This window comes from Rhizobium sp. L9, from assembly GCF_002531885.1.
GTDB lineage: Bacteria > Pseudomonadota > Alphaproteobacteria > Rhizobiales > Rhizobiaceae > Rhizobium.
The window spans coordinates 106,662-123,307 of the sequence record NZ_NWSZ01000017.1; the positions used below are offsets into that span (position 1 = coordinate 106,662).

Genomic DNA, 16,646 nt, shown 5'->3' on the forward strand with positions numbered 1-16,646 from the left:
GAACGGGCCCGGCGGCCGGACCCGTTCTGAGTCGCTTATACGGTTGACAGCGGATGGTTATGGCTGAACCAGATGCTGCCGGCGGCCACTACGGCGACGACAACACCCACAATCAGATGCACCCACATCGCCGCTGTCACGGCCGCAAAGCCCAGCACCCACGGTGCGACGACGGCCCATACGCCCAGGACAAGATTGACCCATTCCTCCACCTCATAGAAGGCGTAGAGAGCCGCTGCGGCGATCAGGGCGATGGCAGCGCCGACGATCCAGGCATTCCATGCGGCGCCGCTCTCGGCTGCGAAGCCGAGCAGCCATGGTGAGATCAGAAGAGCAAGACCGGCAACGATATTGACGATATCGAGAGCCGTCCGGTTGTTCGAATTCAGGGACTTCAGCATCGTTCATTTCTCCTCATCTGTTGTTTGACATCATCGATCGACCGCCTCATGCGATGAGGCGACGGGTGCGGCGGCAGTGCTTGAAAGGCCGTCGTCGCGAAGCTCGATTTTCGTGGGTGCAGGTGGCGGCAAAAAGCATGCGCCTGCTTGCGATGCGAACAGAAATGGCGCCATCTCGTCGTCGGCGAACGCACCGCAAGCAATCTCCTGCAATGCCATCTCGCTCGCGCTTGCGCACCGCGGATCAAGCCTTGGTTCGGCACCCCGCCTTAGTGCGCGGGTGCGGGCTGCTGCCGCGAGCGACAAAGCGAACCTGTTCGGAAGAATGTTCTGGCAATCGAAAACGATATGCGGATCCATGACCCACCTCATGCAGCTTCCCGATTGGCCACAGGATGTGTTTGCGCGCTCTCGACATCCCGCTCGAGGGCAAGCAGGGCCTGCTCGACCTCATGGAGACGCGACGACCGGTCGTTCTCCGGCATGCCTTCGTTTGTTGCCTGGTCGAGAAGATATTCCGTCCAAGCCCAATTCATAAGGATCGAGCGCTTCGCTTGCAGCGAAAGGGAGGGATCAACAACGATGTCCATCGGCGACGACCACGTCGCCGGACCGGAAGAATCTCCTCGACTTGTCGCACCGTCCATGGCCTGCCCGTAGCTCTCGCTCAGCGGGGCAAGGCCAAGCCGGTCCAGTGTCGCGTCAGCGAAAGCATGCGACATTTTTTCGGTTCGGCGGCCGGTCATACGCTTTGCCGTAGCAGCAGCAGGCCGTTGCACGACATAAGTCAGACCGTGACGCTCGGCGTACCGGATGGCGGATTGCAGCGTGGGAAATTCGAGTTCCACCTGCGTCAGCATATCGCGATCACCCGTGTAACCCATCAAAGGTTCGATGAATGGGGCGCTGCTGCGCTCGAAGACGAGCCGCCAGCCCTTCGTTCGCGCTTTGCCCGACGTCGCAACGGAGCGGCACGGTTTGAAGATACGGGCAACGGCATTTTCGGGAAACAGTGATTGTCCGAACGAAAGTTTGCTCCGTTCGTTATCGTTCGACGCGCAGATAGTGTCAGATATTGGGGTTTTCCGATGTGTGTCTCTTGCGGTCTCCATGGTTCTATCCCTCCCTATCGGCGAAGGATGAGCGGCGGCCGGCCAGGTGGCCGGCCGCCGCGCTCGTCAGCTTCTGATGGCGATGCGCTTGACCTGTGACTGCGCCTTTTCGGTCTTTGGCAAAGTGACAGTCAGAACGCCGTTCTTGAAGGTGGCGTCGACCTGGTCTTCCTTGACCTCGGTGCCGACCGGGATGCGTCGTTCGAAGCGGCCGTAGTAGCGCTCCGAAAACTGCTTCTCCTTGTCTTCCGTTTCCGAACGCTTCTCACCCTTCAGCGTGAGCACGCCGTCATTGAGAAAGACCTCGATGTCCTTTTCTTCAAGACCGGGTACTTCGGCCGTAACCTTGATTTGCTTCTCAGTGTCCGAAATCTCGACACTCGGCCAGCCTGCACCGAAGCCGCCGGCGCCGCGATGTGACGGCAGGCCGGGGCCAAAGCCGCGAAAAACGTCGTCGAACAGCCGGTTGACCTCGCGGTGAAGCGACAGGAAAGGATCGCGGTCGTCGTCGCGAAGGAGACTCGGCATCTGATTGCCGTTGTTGCGGCCCCAGGGAATCAAATCACGAACACTCATGGCTTTACTCCTTTCTGGTGGTTCTTCGGCATTCCGGTGGGCGCCAGACGTCTGGCGCCACGTCTGCTCCCTGCTATTGGAACGCTTAGGCCGCCACCTGTTTCTCACCTTCGATCTGCTTTGTCTCGGCCTTGGGCAGCACCCCGTCGGCCTTGATCTCGATCTGGCGCGGCTTCATCTCTTCGGGAATTTCGTGCTTGAGATCGATGGTCAGCAGACCGTTGACCAGACCGGCGTCGACAACCTTGACATGATCGGCCAGTTCGAACCGACGCTGGAACGAGCGTCCAGCAATGCCGCGATGCAGATATTGAGCATCTTCGCTGTCTGCCCTCTGCCCTGATACCATCAGCATGTTCTGCTCTTGGGTGATTGCCAGCTCGTCCTGCGAGAAGCCCGCCACTGCCATGGCAATGCGGTAGTCGTTCTCGCCGGTCTTGACGATATCGTAGGGCGGCCAGTTGTCGATTGTCTCGGCGCGGCCTGCAGCCTCAAGCGCGTTCAACATTCGCTCAAAGCCGATGCTCGACCGGAACAGGGGAGAGAAATCGAGGTTTGTCCTCATAGCCATATCCTCCTTGCAAGCAACATGGACACAAGGAGACGCCAAGAGCGACCGGCGTCTCCTGGGCTTCTGTCGATCCCTATTGGGCGATCAACAATACTAATATAATTCAGTGTCTTACGGTTTCAAGGGGATCAAATTTCTCGACTAGAAAAATTGATCTTTTCGAAGACGCCACCATATGTTCTGGAGCTTGAGCGAGGAGCAATTGTTATGACAATGACTTCACACGACGTCATCGCCGTCCTTGGGCCCGCCGACAAAGCGCTTGTGGCCGAGATCATCGCAACAGGTGCAACCCAAGCCGAGCTTGCCGAGGCGTTTGCATGGGCCAACAACGACGAGGCCCTGGTGGGTGAAGGGCGGCATCTACCGACCGGCAGGGTTGCTGCGCTTGTTGACCTGCTGAGGTCGGACGAAGAGGAACCCGATTAGAAAAGGCGGTTGACCCGCCTTCCCTGCACCGTCCTTCATCAGGCCGTGGTGAGCACGCTGACATCGCCCTGTCGATTGATGACATCGACCACGACCTGGTGTCGAGACCGACGGATGGCCACGTCAGCCGAGCAATTGCCGATCAGCAGACGCCGCAAGATTACCTCGTCGAGAAACGAAGGAAGCCGCGGCACGCTGAAGCTGATCTGCAAATTATTCGGATCGAAGTCGAGGCCAAGGCAGGATTGCAGCAGCGACAAAGGGGCTGCTGCCGCCCATGCTTGCGGCGAGCAGGCAACCGGATAAGAGGTAGGACCGCGTGCGCGTTGACGTGGCAGGCCACAGAGGAGTTCGGGAAGCCGCCGCAGGTCGATATAGGTCGCAGCGGCAAACAGCCCCTCGAAGATTCGCGCGGCTTCGGCGCGATAGCCATAGCGGGCAAGACCACTGGCGATCATGGCATTGTCATGTGGCCAGATCGAGCCATTGTGGTAGCTCATAGGATTGTAACGTGCTTCGGTCGAGGGAATGGTCCGGATGCCCCAGCCACAGAAGGAGGAAGCATTCATAAGGGTGCGGGTCACCTGTGGGACCCGTTCAGGATAAGCAATACCGGTGAACAGAGCATGGCCGGCATTGGAGGATCGGACCCGGCAAGGCCGTTTATCCCCGTCGAGAGCCAACACATAGGTGCCGAGTTCCTCATCGAAGAAGCTCATGTCGAAGGCGTGGCGCAGTCCCTCCGCGCGCGCGAGAAAGCTCGCCGCGCGCTCCGGCTTGCCCCTCCACCGGAAGATTTCGGCAGCACTTTGCCAAGCGCCGTAGACATAGGCTTGGACTTCGGCGATCGCGATTGGGCCCCGGGCCAATGTGCCATCGGCATGGAAGACCGAGTCGTGGCTATCCTTCCACGCCTGATTGATCAGTCCTTCTTCCGTCAGCCGCCCGTATTCGACGAAGCCGTCGCCATCGCGATCCCCATGTTCGTCGATCCATGTCAGCGCCGCTTCGAGATTCGGCAGGAGACGGTCGATGGTCGCAAGGTCACCGGTTCGTTTAAGATAGTCGCCGGCCAGCATCACGAAGAGCGGCGTCGAGTCGATGCTGCCATAGTAACGCCGGAAAGGAACCTCGCCGAGTTCGGCCATTTCGCCGCAACGCACTTCGTGCAGGATCTTGCCCGGCTCGGCGTCTGAAGCAGGATCGACGTTCGTCGCCTGATTGGCAGCAAGATGACCCAGAACCCCGCGGGCGATCTCCGGATCGAGCCAAAGTGTCTCAAGCGCCGTGATCAGGGCATCGCGGCCGAAAACGGTGCTGAACCAGGGAATGCCGGCATAAGGATAGGGGCCTTCCGGCTTGTCGGTGATCAGCATGTAGAGGTCAGAGGCGCTGCGCCGCGCGACTTCGTTGAAGATCTCGTTGGAAGTTGTGACCGACGCTGCGCGCGAGGAGGAGGCGCGCAACGCACGGCGGGCATCCCGCAAGGTAAGAAAGAAGGAAAGGCGGCTCAGTCGATCGGCGGAGGTATGGTCGCAGCCGATCTGGATAAAGAGCGATTTGGTCTCGTGCGGCTCCAGATGGAGGTCGTAAGTGACGAGATCGCTACGAATCTCGGCCGGTTCAGGCATGAAGGAAAGGCGCGTCGACCGCTTGCGATCGTCCAGGCCAATATAGGAAAGCAGTATCCAATCCTGTTCCACGACGGCGGGAAGATGGTGCCCTCGCCTTGCCCTTGCGGTGCCGCGGACTTCAAAAAGATCGGCGAAATCGGCCCCGAAAGAGATCTGAATGCGAACATGTTGCCGCCGCTCGTCATAATTCCTCACGGCCAGCCGTTCATAACAACAGGCATTCCAGAGAAAGCGTGATCTGCGCAGATGAATCACGTCATGGCCTAGAACCAGCCTTCCCTTGTCATCGAACTGATCAGGATTAGTAAGATCACAGGTCAGGGTGGCATTGTCATCCCGCAGCGTCGACGACAGAAGCATGGGCCGCTGTTCATTGATCGTCAGGTAAAGATGCGAGAGATGACGGGTGTCCCGGTGAAAAAGGCCTTCCGGACTGCCGGGACCGGAAAGAGCATCGCCATTATGATCGAAGACGGCAAAAGTATCGCCGTGCTTCAAGGTACGCGGCCGGCGCTCCTGCAGCGATGCGGCGGCCGGAATGAAGAACTGAGCGACCGGCGCCGTCAGGCCTGACGATGCCTTGGCGGGGTTGCTGTCCGCAGACACGTTCGACATGCCTCCTCCTTGCCTCAGGCAACAGCCTGCAGGTCGGGCGCTTGACCACGCGACCGGCGGATCGGCGCGGCTTTGATGCGAACGCCCGGCAGGTTGCGATAGATGTCGAGATAGTCGCACGCCATTCGTTTTGCAGTGAAGCGCTTTTCAAACGCGGCCCGTACCTTGTGCCGATCGAGGCGCAGCGCCCATTCGACGTTTTCGGCCGCCTCGGTGACGCTGTCGACCAGGATGCCCGAGATGCCATTGTCAATGACCTCGGGAACCGAACCACAGCCGAAAGCGATGACCGGCGTGCCGCAGGCCATGGCTTCGATCATCACCAGCCCGAAGGGCTCCGGCCAGTCGATCGGGAAGAGCAGAGCGCCTGCATTTCCAAGGAAGGCAGCTTTCTCACGTTCATCGATCTCGCCGATGAATTCAACATGCGGATTGCTCTTTATCATCGGCTCGATGACGGTTTCCCAATAGGCCTTGTCGGCATTATCGATCTTGGCGGCGATCTTCAGCTGCATTCCGACCTTTGCAGCGATCTGGATCGCGCGATCGGGGCGCTTTTCCGGAGAGATCCGACCAAGAAAAGCCAGGTAATTGCCTCCAGGGTTTTGCGTGAAGGGAAGCAGATCAGCCGGCAGTCCATGATAGACCGTTCCGCGCCAGTCGACCGGCGGCATCGGACGGCGCTGGTCGTTGGAGATCGACACCATCGGAATATCCGGGAACGCCGCGTAGAACGGCTTGAGATCCGGCAGGTCGAGCCGGCCGTGCAGTGTGGTGACAGTGCGGTCGGCGAAATCGCGGATCAGCGGGAAATGCAGCAGGTCGATGTGGAAATGCAGCACGTCGAACTCATGCGCCCGCTGACGGATCTCCTCCAGCATCAAGACCTGATGCGGCAAATGTTCCTTGACCGCAGGGTTCAGCCGCAAGGCGACGTCCGCACATGACACGAGTGTCGCCCGGGTGACGGAATCCCCGCTGGCAAAAAGCGTGACCTCATGCCCCTGTGCCACGAGTTCTTCGGTAAGGTAGGAAACGATCCGCTCCGTTCCCCCATAGAGCTTTGGCGGAACGCTCTCGGCGAGCGGCGCAATCTGAGCGATCTTCATCGGCAAAACCTCCTCAGTTGAGCAAACAGTCGTCGGCAAAATCATGTCCTCGTCCTTGAGAGGCACACGGCAGGCCGGACGGAGGGTCAGGTTTCGAGTAGCGGTCGGCGCCGTCCTCCTTTCCAGTAGCTGCACAAGCCAAAGCCGGGAAGCCGGCGTACCGGCGGTCTTCGACGACGGGTCTTGTGGGCACTCAAGGGAGCGGACGTATCTTGTTTCCCGGAAGGTCGATCGCCTTTGTCCAAAGCCTTCAGCGCTTCGAGGATCTCGTCGTAGGATACAGCTTTTTCGGTCCCGGGGTAAAGGCGAAGGGCAGGTACGGATTCGATCGCGAAGATATCGGATGCCCATGAAGCGAGAATGGCCCGCTTCTCGTCATTGCCGATGTCGGCGGCGTTAAGCACGTCACGCGGGTGACTGAAATGTTTCGCTGGATGAAGCAGATGTGCCGCGCTGATGGCAGCCATGGCGCTCTGCTGCATGGAATTGCTGATGCTTTCCTTTCTCATAGCTCGCTCCATTGATGTTGACCGATGGAACTTGGTTCATTCGAGAGCGTGCGGCCCGCCCCGATGGCAGAGCGGGCCGAGTGGTCGCTGTTAGAAGTCCATGCCGGCGCCGGCGGGCATAGCCGGAGTAGCTTCCTTCTTAGGCTTCTCAGCGATCATCGCTTCTGTCGTCACCAGCAGGCCGGCAACGGAGGCGGCGTCCTGAAGTGCGGTGCGCACCACCTTGGCCGGATCGATGACGCCCTGCGCGTAGAGATCGCCATATTCGCCGCTCTGGGCGTTCCAGCCATAGGAGAATTCGCTCTTCTCACGCAGCTTGCCGACAATGATGGAGCCTTCCGCGCCGGCGTTTTCGGCAATCTGGCGAACCGGGGCTTCGATCGCGCGGCGGACGATGTCGACGCCGACCCGCTGGTCGTCATTTGCCGTCTTGACGGCGTCGAGCGCCTTGACTGCACGCAGCAGCGCCACGCCGCCGCCCGGCAGAATGCCCTCCTCGACCGCTGCGCGGGTGGCATGCAGCGCGTCGTCGACGCGATCCTTTTTCTCCTTCACCTCGACCTCTGTCGAGCCGCCGACGCGGATGACGGCAACACCGCCGGCGAGCTTGGCAAGGCGTTCCTGCAGTTTCTCGCGGTCATAGTCGGAGGTGGTTTCCTCGATCTGCGCGCGGATCTGAGCGGTACGACCGTCGAGCTCCGCCTTCGAACCGGCCCCGTCGATGATGGTGGTGTTTTCCTTTTCGATGGCCACCTTCTTTGCCCGGCCGAGCATGTTGAGCGTCACATTCTCGAGCTTGATGCCGAGATCTTCGGAGATGACGGTGCCGCCGGTCAGGATGGCGATGTCTTCCAGCATGGCCTTGCGGCGGTCGCCGAAGCCAGGCGCCTTGACGGCGGCTATCTTCAGGCCGCCGCGCAGCTTGTTGACGACGAGCGTTGCGAGCGCTTCGCCTTCGACGTCTTCAGCGATGATGAGGAGCGGCTTGCCCGACTGAACGACGGCTTCGAGAACCGGCAGCATCGACTGCAGGTTCGACAGCTTCTTCTCATGAATGAGAATATAGGGATCCTCCAGTTCGACCCGCATCTTGTCCTGATTGGTGACGAAGTAGGGGCTGAGATAACCCCGGTCGAACTGCATGCCTTCGACGACTTCGAGTTCGGTTTCGGCAGTCTTGGCTTCCTCAACGGTAATCACACCCTCGTTGCCGACCTTTTCCATTGCCTCGGCGAGATAACGGCCAATCTCGGCATCGCCATTGGCGGAGATCGTGCCGACCTGGGCAATTTCGGAATTGTTGGAGATCTTGCGGGCGTTGGTCTTCAGTTCCGCCACGATAGCATCGACGGCGAGGTCGATGCCGCGCTTCAGGTCCATCGGGTTCATGCCGGAGGCGACCGCCTTGGCACCCTCCTTGACGATCGCCTGGGCGAGCACCGTCGCGGTCGTGGTGCCGTCGCCGGCGAGGTCGTTCGTCTTCGACGCCACTTCGCGCAGCATCTGCGCACCCATGTTCTCGAACTTGTCTTCGAGCTCGATTTCCTTGGCGACCGAGACGCCGTCCTTGGTGATGCGCGGCGCACCGAAGGACTTGTCGATCACGACGTTGCGGCCTTTCGGACCAAGCGTGACCTTCACGGCATTGGCCAGCACATCGACCCCACGCAGCATGCGTTCACGGGCATCGCTATGGAATTTCACTTCTTTCGCAGCCATTCTTTAACTCCTTCAATAGGCAGCTTTTTTGACTAACGCGGGGCGAACGCCTCAGGCGGCGATCTTTTTGGCCGCCTGGGCTTCGATAACACCCATGACGTCGCTTTCCTTCATGATCAGCAGATCCTCGCCGTCGATCTTGATCTCCGTGCCGGACCATTTGCCGAACAGGATGCGATCGCCGACCTTGACGTCGAGCGCCTGGATCTGGCCGGCATCATTGCGCGCACCAGGACCGACGGCGATGACCTCGCCTTCCTGCGGCTTTTCCTTGGCGGTATCGGGAATGATGATGCCGCCCTTGGTCTTTTCTTCGGAATCGACGCGGCGGACGAGAATGCGGTCATGAAGCGGTCGGAACGACATGTTTTCCTCCAATGGACAAACAATAACGATGTTGTTCCCCTGGCCGGACCGGATGACCAGTCCGGGCGGGTGCAAACCTCTGTCGAGCGTTTTGCGCGCATTGATCTGGTTTTGCGATTTTTCGATTTCAAGAGGGCGCAGAGAAAAAATTAGCACTCACCCGAAGTGGCTGCTAACATTCTGAGAAGGAACAACAAAAGCCGCCGGTGCGTTGAGAATCCCGTTGATGGACGTCAAGATATGCGCCACCTTCTCGTTGTCGTGAAACGGAGATGAAGCATGCAATTTTCATCGGATCTAGAGCGCCAGCTCAGCGGTTACGGCCTTACCACTGCCCACATCCTCTACCGCCTTCCTGATTTCGAATCCGTCCTGCAGACTTATGTCTGGCAGGATTACGATCTCGCCCCGGGCCTTCCGGAAATGCACAAGTTCCTCGATTTCTGGCAGTCCAACCTTGACGGACCGCTGCATTCCGTCCGCTATAGCCATCAGCGGCTGATCGGACCGAATGAATGGCGTCGGGTCATTGGCGAGTTAAGGCTGCACTAGTTCGAACCGGACACATTCCACGTCGGCCAGGCATTGCTGCCATAGCTTTCGTCAACCTGCACGGAATCTATGCAAAAGCCCGAGTTCACTCGTGCTCGGCAGGGCATGGCCAATTTGAAGGCGCAGAAAGGCCTGCCGGCAATTTGGTCGAGGCATCGCCGCAGGCCAGATCGATCTGCGCCTGCTCGAGGCCGGCGGCAGCCGAGAGGTCAAGGCCTTCGATGCGGGTCAGGAACATGAAGGCGCGCTCGAACGTCGCCGGGCCTTCGAAGACGGCGCTGGAGAGATCGGCGCGGGAGAGATTGGCGAAGGAGAATTTCACCCCCGTCAGTACCGCCTTATCGAAATCGGCGCGGCCGAGTTCGGCCTTTTCAAAGCTCGCGCCGGAAAGCCGGGCTCCCGCGAAATTGGCGCGCTGCAGCTCGGCCCCGGCAAAGGACGCGGCGTCCGCGACAATATTGGCGAAGCTGGCGCGATAGGCCTCGATCTTGGCGAAGTTGGCCCCTTCGGCATGTGACCCCTCAAGCGAGGCGCGCACCAAGCTCGCCTTTTCCAGATTGGCGGATTTGAAATTCGAACCGCTGAGATCGGTCAGCGAGAAATCGGTGCTGAAGAGATTGGCGCCTTGGAGATCACTGCCCTGCAGCATCAGGTTCTTCTTCGTGCATTCCTGCCAGTCGAGCTTCGGCGAGGCCGTGCTGCCGCAATCGGCAGCACGCGAGGAAATCGGAGCAGCGGCGAGAAGAAGGAAGGCAAGGAGGCCGAACGGCGATCTATGCATTACCATTGAATTGTTGATCTCCATGACGCTTATCACGCCGCCTCTCGCGAAGCAGGCGGCCTCTCTTTTCTACACAGCTCAGAATACAATAAAAAGATGGTGACCGCTCCGGCAATGATTTGCCGGTTCACTCCGTCCAGCGAGCGCTCGTCCCTCCGTCGGCCTTGGGCAGGCAGCTCAATCGGCCTCGCAGGGCAGGCGAAGCTCCATGCAGGTGAGGTCCAGCCAGCGGCCGAACTTGGTGCCGACCTCGGAAAATCTGCCGGCAATGCGGAAGCCGAGCTTTTCGTGCAGCCGGATCGAGGCTGTGTTATCAGCCTCGATGCCGGCGATCATCACATGGATATTGGCGGCCGCCGCACGCGCGATCAATTCGCGCATCAGGGCCTCGCCGATGCCGGCGCCGCGATGATCCTTTTCGACATAGACGGAATGTTCGACGGTGTGGCGATAGCCTTCGAAGGCGCGCCAGTCGCCATAGGAGGCGTAGCCCGCGACCTTGCCCGCCATCTCGGCGACAATGACCGGAAAGCCGCGGCCCCTGCGCGCGCTCAGCCATTCCCGTCGGTTTTCGAGATCGACGAACGTTTCGTTCCAGATCGCCGTCGTGTGCTCGACGGCATGATTGTAGATATCCCGGATGGCTGGAAGATCGGCTTCGGTGGCGTCGCGGAGAAGGACGGCGTCTGTCATGATCACCCGGTTCGGATTGACTGCCGGATTGGCATACGCTGCTGATCAAAAGATGTAAACGGCTGACACGCCAGAGAAAGGCTCGCGGGACGCGCTCGGCAGGCCGCAGCTCAGAAGGCTGGCATCGGCAGGCTGAAACAGGTGAAGACGGCTGAATAATGCACAGCCGCGGCGATGACGACGAAACCGTGCCAGATGGCGTTCTGGAAACGTAGTTTCTCCCAGACATGGAAGATGACGCCGAGCGAGTAGATAACGCCGCCGATAACGATCAACAGCATCGAAGCGGAGGGAATGCGCGCGGCGACAGGCCCCGCCACCAGCACGCCGCTCCAACCCATGGCTAGGTAAAGCAGGATGGCGAGGCGGTCATAGCGCCCTGGAAACACGCATTTCAGGACGATGCCGACAGCTGCGAATAGCCATATCGCCATCAGCATGAAGAAGAGCAGCGGATCGTCGGCGCCGCGTTCGAGGAAGGGCGTATAGGTGGCGGCGATCAGGATGAAGATCGCCGAATGATCGAAGCGGCGCAGGAACCATTTGGTGCGCGAGACCGGCCAGAGATTGTAGGAAAAGGAGATGGCAAGCGTCAGCACCAGTCCGACGCCATAGATCCAGGCGGCGGCGAGCGCGCCGTGGGAGCTCCAGACCGTGGCGTAGAAGATCAGAGCGGTGGCGCCGATCAGCGCCAGCACAAGACCGACGCCATGGACGATGCCGTCGGCGATCAGCTCATATCTGTCGTAAGCCCAGCGAATACCGTTGAACTCGGCCATGCACGCCAACCCGTTTCGTACCCGATTGCGATGGTCGCACCGAACGGGCGGGGGCGCAACTGCGGCGCATCGTGCGCGTGGTAAATCTTCGTGACAGACCACACAGGCGACCTCGACGGCGGCGCAGATTCAGATCTTCTGCCGCTCGACCAGCACGGAGCACTTGGCGTGCCGCACGACACGGTCGGCCGTGGCGCCGATAAAGTAGTTGGAAAAGTCCGGAATATGCGAGGCGAGGATGATGAGGTCGGCGCCGTGGCTTTCGGCGGCTGCGATGATGGCTTTGGCCGGCGGACCGTTGCGGATGTCGATCGTCGCCGTGACCCCGGTTGCGGCGACCAGCGCCTCCAGCTTGTCGCGGCCATCCTTCATGGCGTCCTCGAGCATGTTGGCCGGCAGCTCGATCGCGACATAGGTCGGCACATCCTCGACGACGTTGAGCGCGACGATCTGGCCGCCCGCGTCGAGCAGCGAGGCGGCCTTGCGGAGAATGTTCTCTCCCCTGTCGAGGCTGCCGAGCGCGATCGCCACGATGATTTTCCTGTACATGGCTCCCTCCATGACTGAGATGCATAAGCTTGCTCAGATGAAGATATGGGCGCATTCACTCCGATCAAGCCGGTGAAGGTCATCGTCAACATCTGCTCAACGCTTCATCCTCAAAAACAAGCCTTCTGTGAACAATCGGGATAGGCCATATAGAGATCAAGTACGGCAACCGAAGAGACCAGGCGCATGAACCGGCGATACTTCCTCGGATCTGCCACGGGCGGCATGGTTGCCGCCACCGCCGGTACGCCTTCAACTGCAGAGGCAGGAGACCCATTGATGACGACAGAAACATCCTATGCGCTGACGCGCCCTGCCTATATCGACCAGTCGCATCTCGTCGTCACCGACCTCGGCCTTGTTTCCGGCTTCTATCAGTCGATGCTCGGCCTGAAGGTCATCGAGAAGACGACGAGCGGCGAAGTGCTGGGTGTCGGGGGCCATCCGTTGCTGACGCTGACGATGGCAAAGGACGCGGCAGTCGCGCCACGGAATGCCGCAGGCCTTTTCCACACAGCCTTCCTGATGCCCGACCGCACCGAACTGGCGCGCTGGCTGCGCCACGCCGCCCAAAACAACGTTGTGCTCGACGGCGCCTCGGACCATCTCGTCAGCGAGGCGATCTACCTTTCCGATCCCGAGGGCAACGGCATAGAAATTTATGCCGATCGGCCACACGAGGGATGGAAATTCCTTGAGGATGGCATGGTCGAAATGGCGACGCGGCGGCTAGACCTGCAGGCCCTCTATAACAGCGCACCGGAGGATCGCTGGGGCGGCATGGCTGAGGGAACTGCAATCGGCCATCTGCACCTGCAGGTCGGCGATATCCCGCAGGCCGACGCCTTCTACCGCGACGTGCTCGGCCTCAAGCTGATGGCCCGTTATCCCGGCGCGAGCTTCTTTGCGACCGGCGGCTATCACCACCATCTCGCCGCCAACATCTGGAACAGCCAGGGCGCGACCGCCCGCGCCGACAATATGACCGGGCTTTCGGACTACCGGATCCGTTTCAACGACAAGGCGACGCTCGACGCGGCGGTTTCCAGGCTCGACGCGCTGGAGCTCAACAGCGAGAAGCGCGACGGCGGCGTCTTCCTCAAAGATCCCTGGGGCATCGGCCTGACACTTTCGGCCTGAACCTGCAAACGCTATTGAACCTTCTCGGTTCCTGATGGCGTCGTCACCTGCGTCGGTCCGCCGCCGTTTCCGCTCGGCGTTGGCGACCGGTCTGTCGCTTCGGGTGGCCGTGCAGGGCCGGAGGCCGGGTCGTTGTTGAAGGCGCCGGGACCGGAGGGCTGCGTATTGATCGCATCCGGCTTGGTCGAAGCCGTCGCCGTCGGATCATTGTTGCTGGATTGGGCCAGATCGCAACGCTTACGCCGGCAATGATAAGAACTGCCGCGCCCGCCACAAGAACGTTCCAAACCCACCAGCGCCGCTGATCGGCGGCTTTCAGTCTCGCCTCCTCCGCATAGGGGGGATCGGTCGAATAGGTCTCGGTGGTTTTCGTCTGATCGGGATCTGCAATCATGAGCACTCTCCTTCCGAGGTCGAACGCCGGCAACCGCGAGGTTGTTCCGGCGGCAGGATCAAATCGGCGCGCGAGCCGATGAAAGGATGAATGCTTCGGCGCCCTTGCCCGCAGGCTGACCGATGTCTTTAACGACGGCGCCATGGACCGGCGGAACCGGAACCGCATCGGCGCGTTTTTGTGGCGAAGCAATGGGGCTTCAGGGACCTCACCGCATGGGCATCGCCAACGGCATCCGCAAACACGCAAAGAAGATCGCCATCGGCGAACGCCAACCCAGTGCCTGGGCCAAGTCGTTGCAGGAGGCAGCGGAGGAACTTCCCGTCCCGCCGGTGCACCGGCTCGAGAAGGACGGGCTCGACATCAGCATGGCCTGGGCGATCATCGGCATTTTCGCCATCCTCGGCCTTGCCGCCGTCTACACGATGTCGCTGATCCTCATTCCGGTCACCCTTGCCGTCGTCGTCGGCATGATTCTCGGCCTCGCCGCTGAAAATCTCAGCAAAATGGGCGTACCAAGGCTTGCCAACGCTTTCCTTCTGTCAAGCGGCGTCGCTTTGGTCATCGTCCTGCTGGTCAGTTCGCTTGCTGATCCGCTGGCGACCCTTGCCAACGAAGCCCCGGCTTTCGTCGAACGGATGATAAGCCGCATCATGCCCTATCTGGAGCGCATCGAATGGCTGCACATCACGCCGGCGACGTTCGAAAGCGGTCCGATGTCGATCGGTGCGCTGCTCGAAAACACCGGAAATGTGCTGCATGTGGTGACAACAAGCCTGACGCCGGCGCTGGTACAGGGACTGATCTTCTTCGCCGCGCTGCTGCTCTTTCTTGCCAGCCGGGTCAATCTGCGCAAGACGATCATCATGACCTTCCGCACCCGCCCACAACGACTGGCGGCGATCCGCGTCATCAATGGCGTCGAGCAGGTGCTCGGCTTCTATTTCGCCACCGCTTCGCTGATCTACATCGGGCTTGGCGTCGTCATGACCATCATCGCCTATGCGAGCGGCTTGTCGGCGCCGGTGCTCTGGGGCTTCTTCGCCTTCCTGTCGAGCTTTATTCCCTATCTCGGCATCACGCTGATGACGCTCTCCGTCGCCATCGCCGGGATCATTACCTATGACGGCTTCATCGTCGGCCTGGTGCCGGCGGCAGCCTTCTTCACCGTGCATCTCGTCATGGAGAACCTGATCTTCCCGGCGGTGATGGGGCGGCGGCTGGAAATCAATCCCTTTATCGTCTTCCTCGCCATCCTGTTCTGGACCTGGATGTGGGGTGCCGTCGGCGCAATGCTGGCGCTGCCGCTGTCGCTGATCGTCATGACTATCATCGAGGAACTGCTGATCGAGGAAAAACCGCAGCCGCAATTGCCGAAGTGATCAAGCGAGGAGACATAAGTGGCGGCCGATCTCGATCTCGACGAATCCGATCATGACCAGATGGTCAGCGGCCGTTCGCTCTGGGGGAAGAATGCCATACGTCCGCAATGGAGGCCGCTGGCCCAGAGCTTTTCGACCGATGTTGCGGTGATCGGCGGCGGCATCACCGGCGCGCTGATCGCAGATCATCTGACAGCGCGCGGCTTTTCCGTTGTTATCATCGACCGGGAAGAGCCAGGCTTCGGCAGCACTGCCGCCAGCACCGCGATGCTGCAATGGGAAATCGACAGCACGCTCACGGAACTCGAGGCCTATTACGGCTTCGAACGAGCGGCCGGAATCTATCGCCGCAGCGCCGCTGCCGTGGCCGGTCTTTCGAAGCTGATCGCAGCGAACGGAATCGCCTGCGGCTTCCGGCCGCGCAACACGCTTTATCTCGCCTGCAACCTGGAAGGCGCCCGCGATCTCAGGGAAGAGCGCCAGCTTCGCCGGCGGGCGGGGCTGCCCGGCGTCTATCTCGAACATCCTGATCTCTTTACCCAATTCGAATTCGATCGCGATGGCGCAATCTATTCGCCGGGTTCGGCGGAGGCCGATCCGCTGCTGCTCACCTGGGCGCTGATCGCAATGGCGATCCGGCGCGGCGCGCAACTGGTCAGCGCTTCCGTGACCGCGCTGCACAGCGAAGGCGATTGCGTCACGGCGGAGACGGACGGCACCTATGTCATCGAAGCGCGGCATGTCGTGCTGGCGACCGGCTATTCGATGCCGGGCTTCGACATGCCGAAGCTGCACCGCACAAGTTCGAGCTGGGCCTTCGCCACCGTGCCGCAGGATCCCGCCACATTCTGGCGCGACCGGGCCTTGCTCTGGGAGGACAACCATCCCTATCTCTACATGCGCACGACCGCGGACAATCGCATCGTCGCCGGCGGCGAGGACGACGGTACGACAGATGCCGCGGCGCGGGATCGAAAGCTGCCGGCCAAGATCAGCGCTGTCCAGGAGAAGATGAAGCGGTTATGGCCGAGAGCGGATACCCGCATCGCCCATGCCTGGGGCGGAACCTTCGGCGAGACGGCCGACGGCCTGCCGCTGATCGGCCCGGCGCCCGGGATGCCGCATGTCTTCGCCGCCCACGGTTATGGCGGCAACGGCATCACCTTCTCCTATCTCGCCGCCCAGATGATCGGGGCGATGATTGCGGGGATCTACCGCGACTGGTTCGAGGACTTTGCGCTCGACCGGCAAGGACCGGGGATACGGCGGTTTGGCGAGGGCAGGTGGGGGGCTGGAGATGCGTTGCGGTAGAGGCTTCGCTTTGGCTATTGCGCG

Annotated in this window: 19 protein-coding genes and 1 pseudogene; 5 read left to right on the top strand and 15 right to left on the bottom strand. The window is 60.6% G+C overall.

All coding sequences use genetic code 11. From position 1 onward, the window contains the following. Positions 1–35: 35 nt before the first annotated feature. The 5 genes from CO660_RS17825 to CO660_RS17845 all read right to left on the bottom strand — a co-directional run bounded on the left by CO660_RS17825 (position 36) and on the right by CO660_RS17845 (position 2,654). On the bottom strand, positions 36–401 hold the full coding sequence (locus CO660_RS17825) for an SPW repeat protein (RefSeq protein ID WP_097599839.1): 366 nt from the start codon (positions 399–401) through the stop codon (positions 36–38). A gap of 30 nt (positions 402–431) precedes the next feature. After that, entirely contained in the window at positions 432–761 is a 330-nt protein-coding gene (locus CO660_RS17830) for a DNA-directed RNA polymerase subunit omega (protein ID WP_097599840.1), read from the bottom strand. Positions 762–769: 8 nt separating this feature from the next. Beyond that, a complete protein-coding gene (locus CO660_RS17835; protein ID WP_097599841.1) occupies positions 770–1,513 on the bottom strand; it encodes an NADH dehydrogenase ubiquinone Fe-S protein 4 in 744 nt (247 codons plus the stop codon). Positions 1,514–1,579: 66 nt separating this feature from the next. Beyond that, positions 1,580–2,089: an Hsp20/alpha crystallin family protein gene (locus CO660_RS17840; protein ID WP_097599842.1), complete on the bottom strand. Its 510-nt coding sequence runs from the start codon at positions 2,087–2,089 to the stop codon at positions 1,580–1,582. Between the two features lie 85 nt (positions 2,090–2,174). Beyond that, entirely contained in the window at positions 2,175–2,654 is a 480-nt protein-coding gene (locus CO660_RS17845; RefSeq protein WP_097599843.1) for an Hsp20 family protein, read from the bottom strand. 213 nt (positions 2,655–2,867) lie between these two features. Between CO660_RS17845 and CO660_RS17850 the strand changes: the two genes are divergently transcribed. Then, positions 2,868–3,089 (top strand): hypothetical protein, encoded by a 222-nt coding sequence (locus tag CO660_RS17850; protein WP_097599844.1) that lies wholly within the window; start codon positions 2,868–2,870, stop codon positions 3,087–3,089. 38 nt (positions 3,090–3,127) lie between these two features. On the opposite strand, the gene CO660_RS17855 is transcribed toward CO660_RS17850, so the two are convergent. The 5 genes from CO660_RS17855 to groES all read right to left on the bottom strand — a co-directional run bounded on the left by CO660_RS17855 (position 3,128) and on the right by groES (position 9,041). Next, positions 3,128–5,338 carry an amylo-alpha-1,6-glucosidase gene (locus CO660_RS17855; RefSeq protein WP_097599845.1) on the bottom strand — a complete coding sequence of 737 codons (2,211 nt, stop codon included), beginning with the start codon at positions 5,336–5,338 and terminating at the stop codon, positions 3,128–3,130. Positions 5,339–5,352: 14 nt separating this feature from the next. Continuing rightward, positions 5,353–6,447 (bottom strand): glycosyltransferase family 4 protein, encoded by a 1,095-nt coding sequence (locus CO660_RS17860; protein WP_097599846.1) that lies wholly within the window; start codon positions 6,445–6,447, stop codon positions 5,353–5,355. Positions 6,448–6,533: 86 nt separating this feature from the next. Beyond that, positions 6,534–6,956: a hypothetical protein gene (locus CO660_RS17865; protein WP_097599847.1), complete on the bottom strand. Its 423-nt coding sequence runs from the start codon at positions 6,954–6,956 to the stop codon at positions 6,534–6,536. A gap of 90 nt (positions 6,957–7,046) precedes the next feature. Then, complete coding sequence (groL, locus tag CO660_RS17870) at positions 7,047–8,675, bottom strand: chaperonin GroEL (protein WP_097599848.1); 1,629 nt, start codon at positions 8,673–8,675, stop codon at positions 7,047–7,049. Positions 8,676–8,726: 51 nt separating this feature from the next. Continuing rightward, positions 8,727–9,041 (bottom strand): co-chaperone GroES, encoded by a 315-nt coding sequence (groES, locus tag CO660_RS17875; RefSeq protein ID WP_097599849.1) that lies wholly within the window; start codon positions 9,039–9,041, stop codon positions 8,727–8,729. A gap of 279 nt (positions 9,042–9,320) precedes the next feature. On the opposite strand from groES, the gene CO660_RS17880 reads away from it, so the two are divergent. Next, positions 9,321–9,593, top strand: coding sequence for an aspartate-semialdehyde dehydrogenase (locus CO660_RS17880; RefSeq protein ID WP_097599850.1), 273 nt, complete (start codon positions 9,321–9,323; stop codon positions 9,591–9,593). Between the two features lie 85 nt (positions 9,594–9,678). Here CO660_RS17880 and CO660_RS17885 read toward each other — a convergent pair whose 3' ends face one another. The 4 genes from CO660_RS17885 to CO660_RS17900 form a co-directional block, all read right to left on the bottom strand. Next, positions 9,679–10,380 carry a pentapeptide repeat-containing protein gene (locus tag CO660_RS17885; RefSeq protein WP_097599938.1) on the bottom strand — a complete coding sequence of 234 codons (702 nt, stop codon included), beginning with the start codon at positions 10,378–10,380 and terminating at the stop codon, positions 9,679–9,681. 171 nt (positions 10,381–10,551) lie between these two features. Further along, positions 10,552–11,067 (bottom strand): GNAT family N-acetyltransferase, encoded by a 516-nt coding sequence (locus tag CO660_RS17890; RefSeq protein WP_097599939.1) that lies wholly within the window; start codon positions 11,065–11,067, stop codon positions 10,552–10,554. Positions 11,068–11,177: 110 nt separating this feature from the next. Next, complete coding sequence (locus CO660_RS17895) at positions 11,178–11,846, bottom strand: hemolysin III family protein (RefSeq protein ID WP_097599851.1); 669 nt, start codon at positions 11,844–11,846, stop codon at positions 11,178–11,180. Between the two features lie 129 nt (positions 11,847–11,975). Then, on the bottom strand, positions 11,976–12,395 hold the full coding sequence (locus CO660_RS17900) for a universal stress protein (protein ID WP_085777466.1): 420 nt from the start codon (positions 12,393–12,395) through the stop codon (positions 11,976–11,978). 279 nt (positions 12,396–12,674) lie between these two features. Here CO660_RS17900 and CO660_RS17905 point away from each other — a divergent pair, with 279 nt between their 5' ends. Then, complete coding sequence (locus CO660_RS17905) at positions 12,675–13,535, top strand: VOC family protein (protein WP_097599852.1); 861 nt, start codon at positions 12,675–12,677, stop codon at positions 13,533–13,535. Between the two features lie 11 nt (positions 13,536–13,546). On the opposite strand, the pseudogene CO660_RS33865 reads toward CO660_RS17905, so the two are convergent. Further along, a pseudogene (locus CO660_RS33865) lies at positions 13,547–13,929 on the bottom strand (hypothetical protein). Positions 13,930–14,144: 215 nt separating this feature from the next. Between CO660_RS33865 and CO660_RS17915 the strand changes: the two are divergent. Both CO660_RS17915 and CO660_RS17920 read left to right on the top strand, forming a co-directional pair. Next, positions 14,145–15,311 (top strand): AI-2E family transporter, encoded by a 1,167-nt coding sequence (locus CO660_RS17915; RefSeq protein WP_097599853.1) that lies wholly within the window; start codon positions 14,145–14,147, stop codon positions 15,309–15,311. A gap of 18 nt (positions 15,312–15,329) precedes the next feature. Beyond that, positions 15,330–16,622, top strand: a complete 1,293-nt coding sequence (locus CO660_RS17920; RefSeq protein ID WP_097599854.1) for an FAD-dependent oxidoreductase — start codon at positions 15,330–15,332, stop codon at positions 16,620–16,622. Positions 16,623–16,646: the final 24 nt, after the last annotated feature.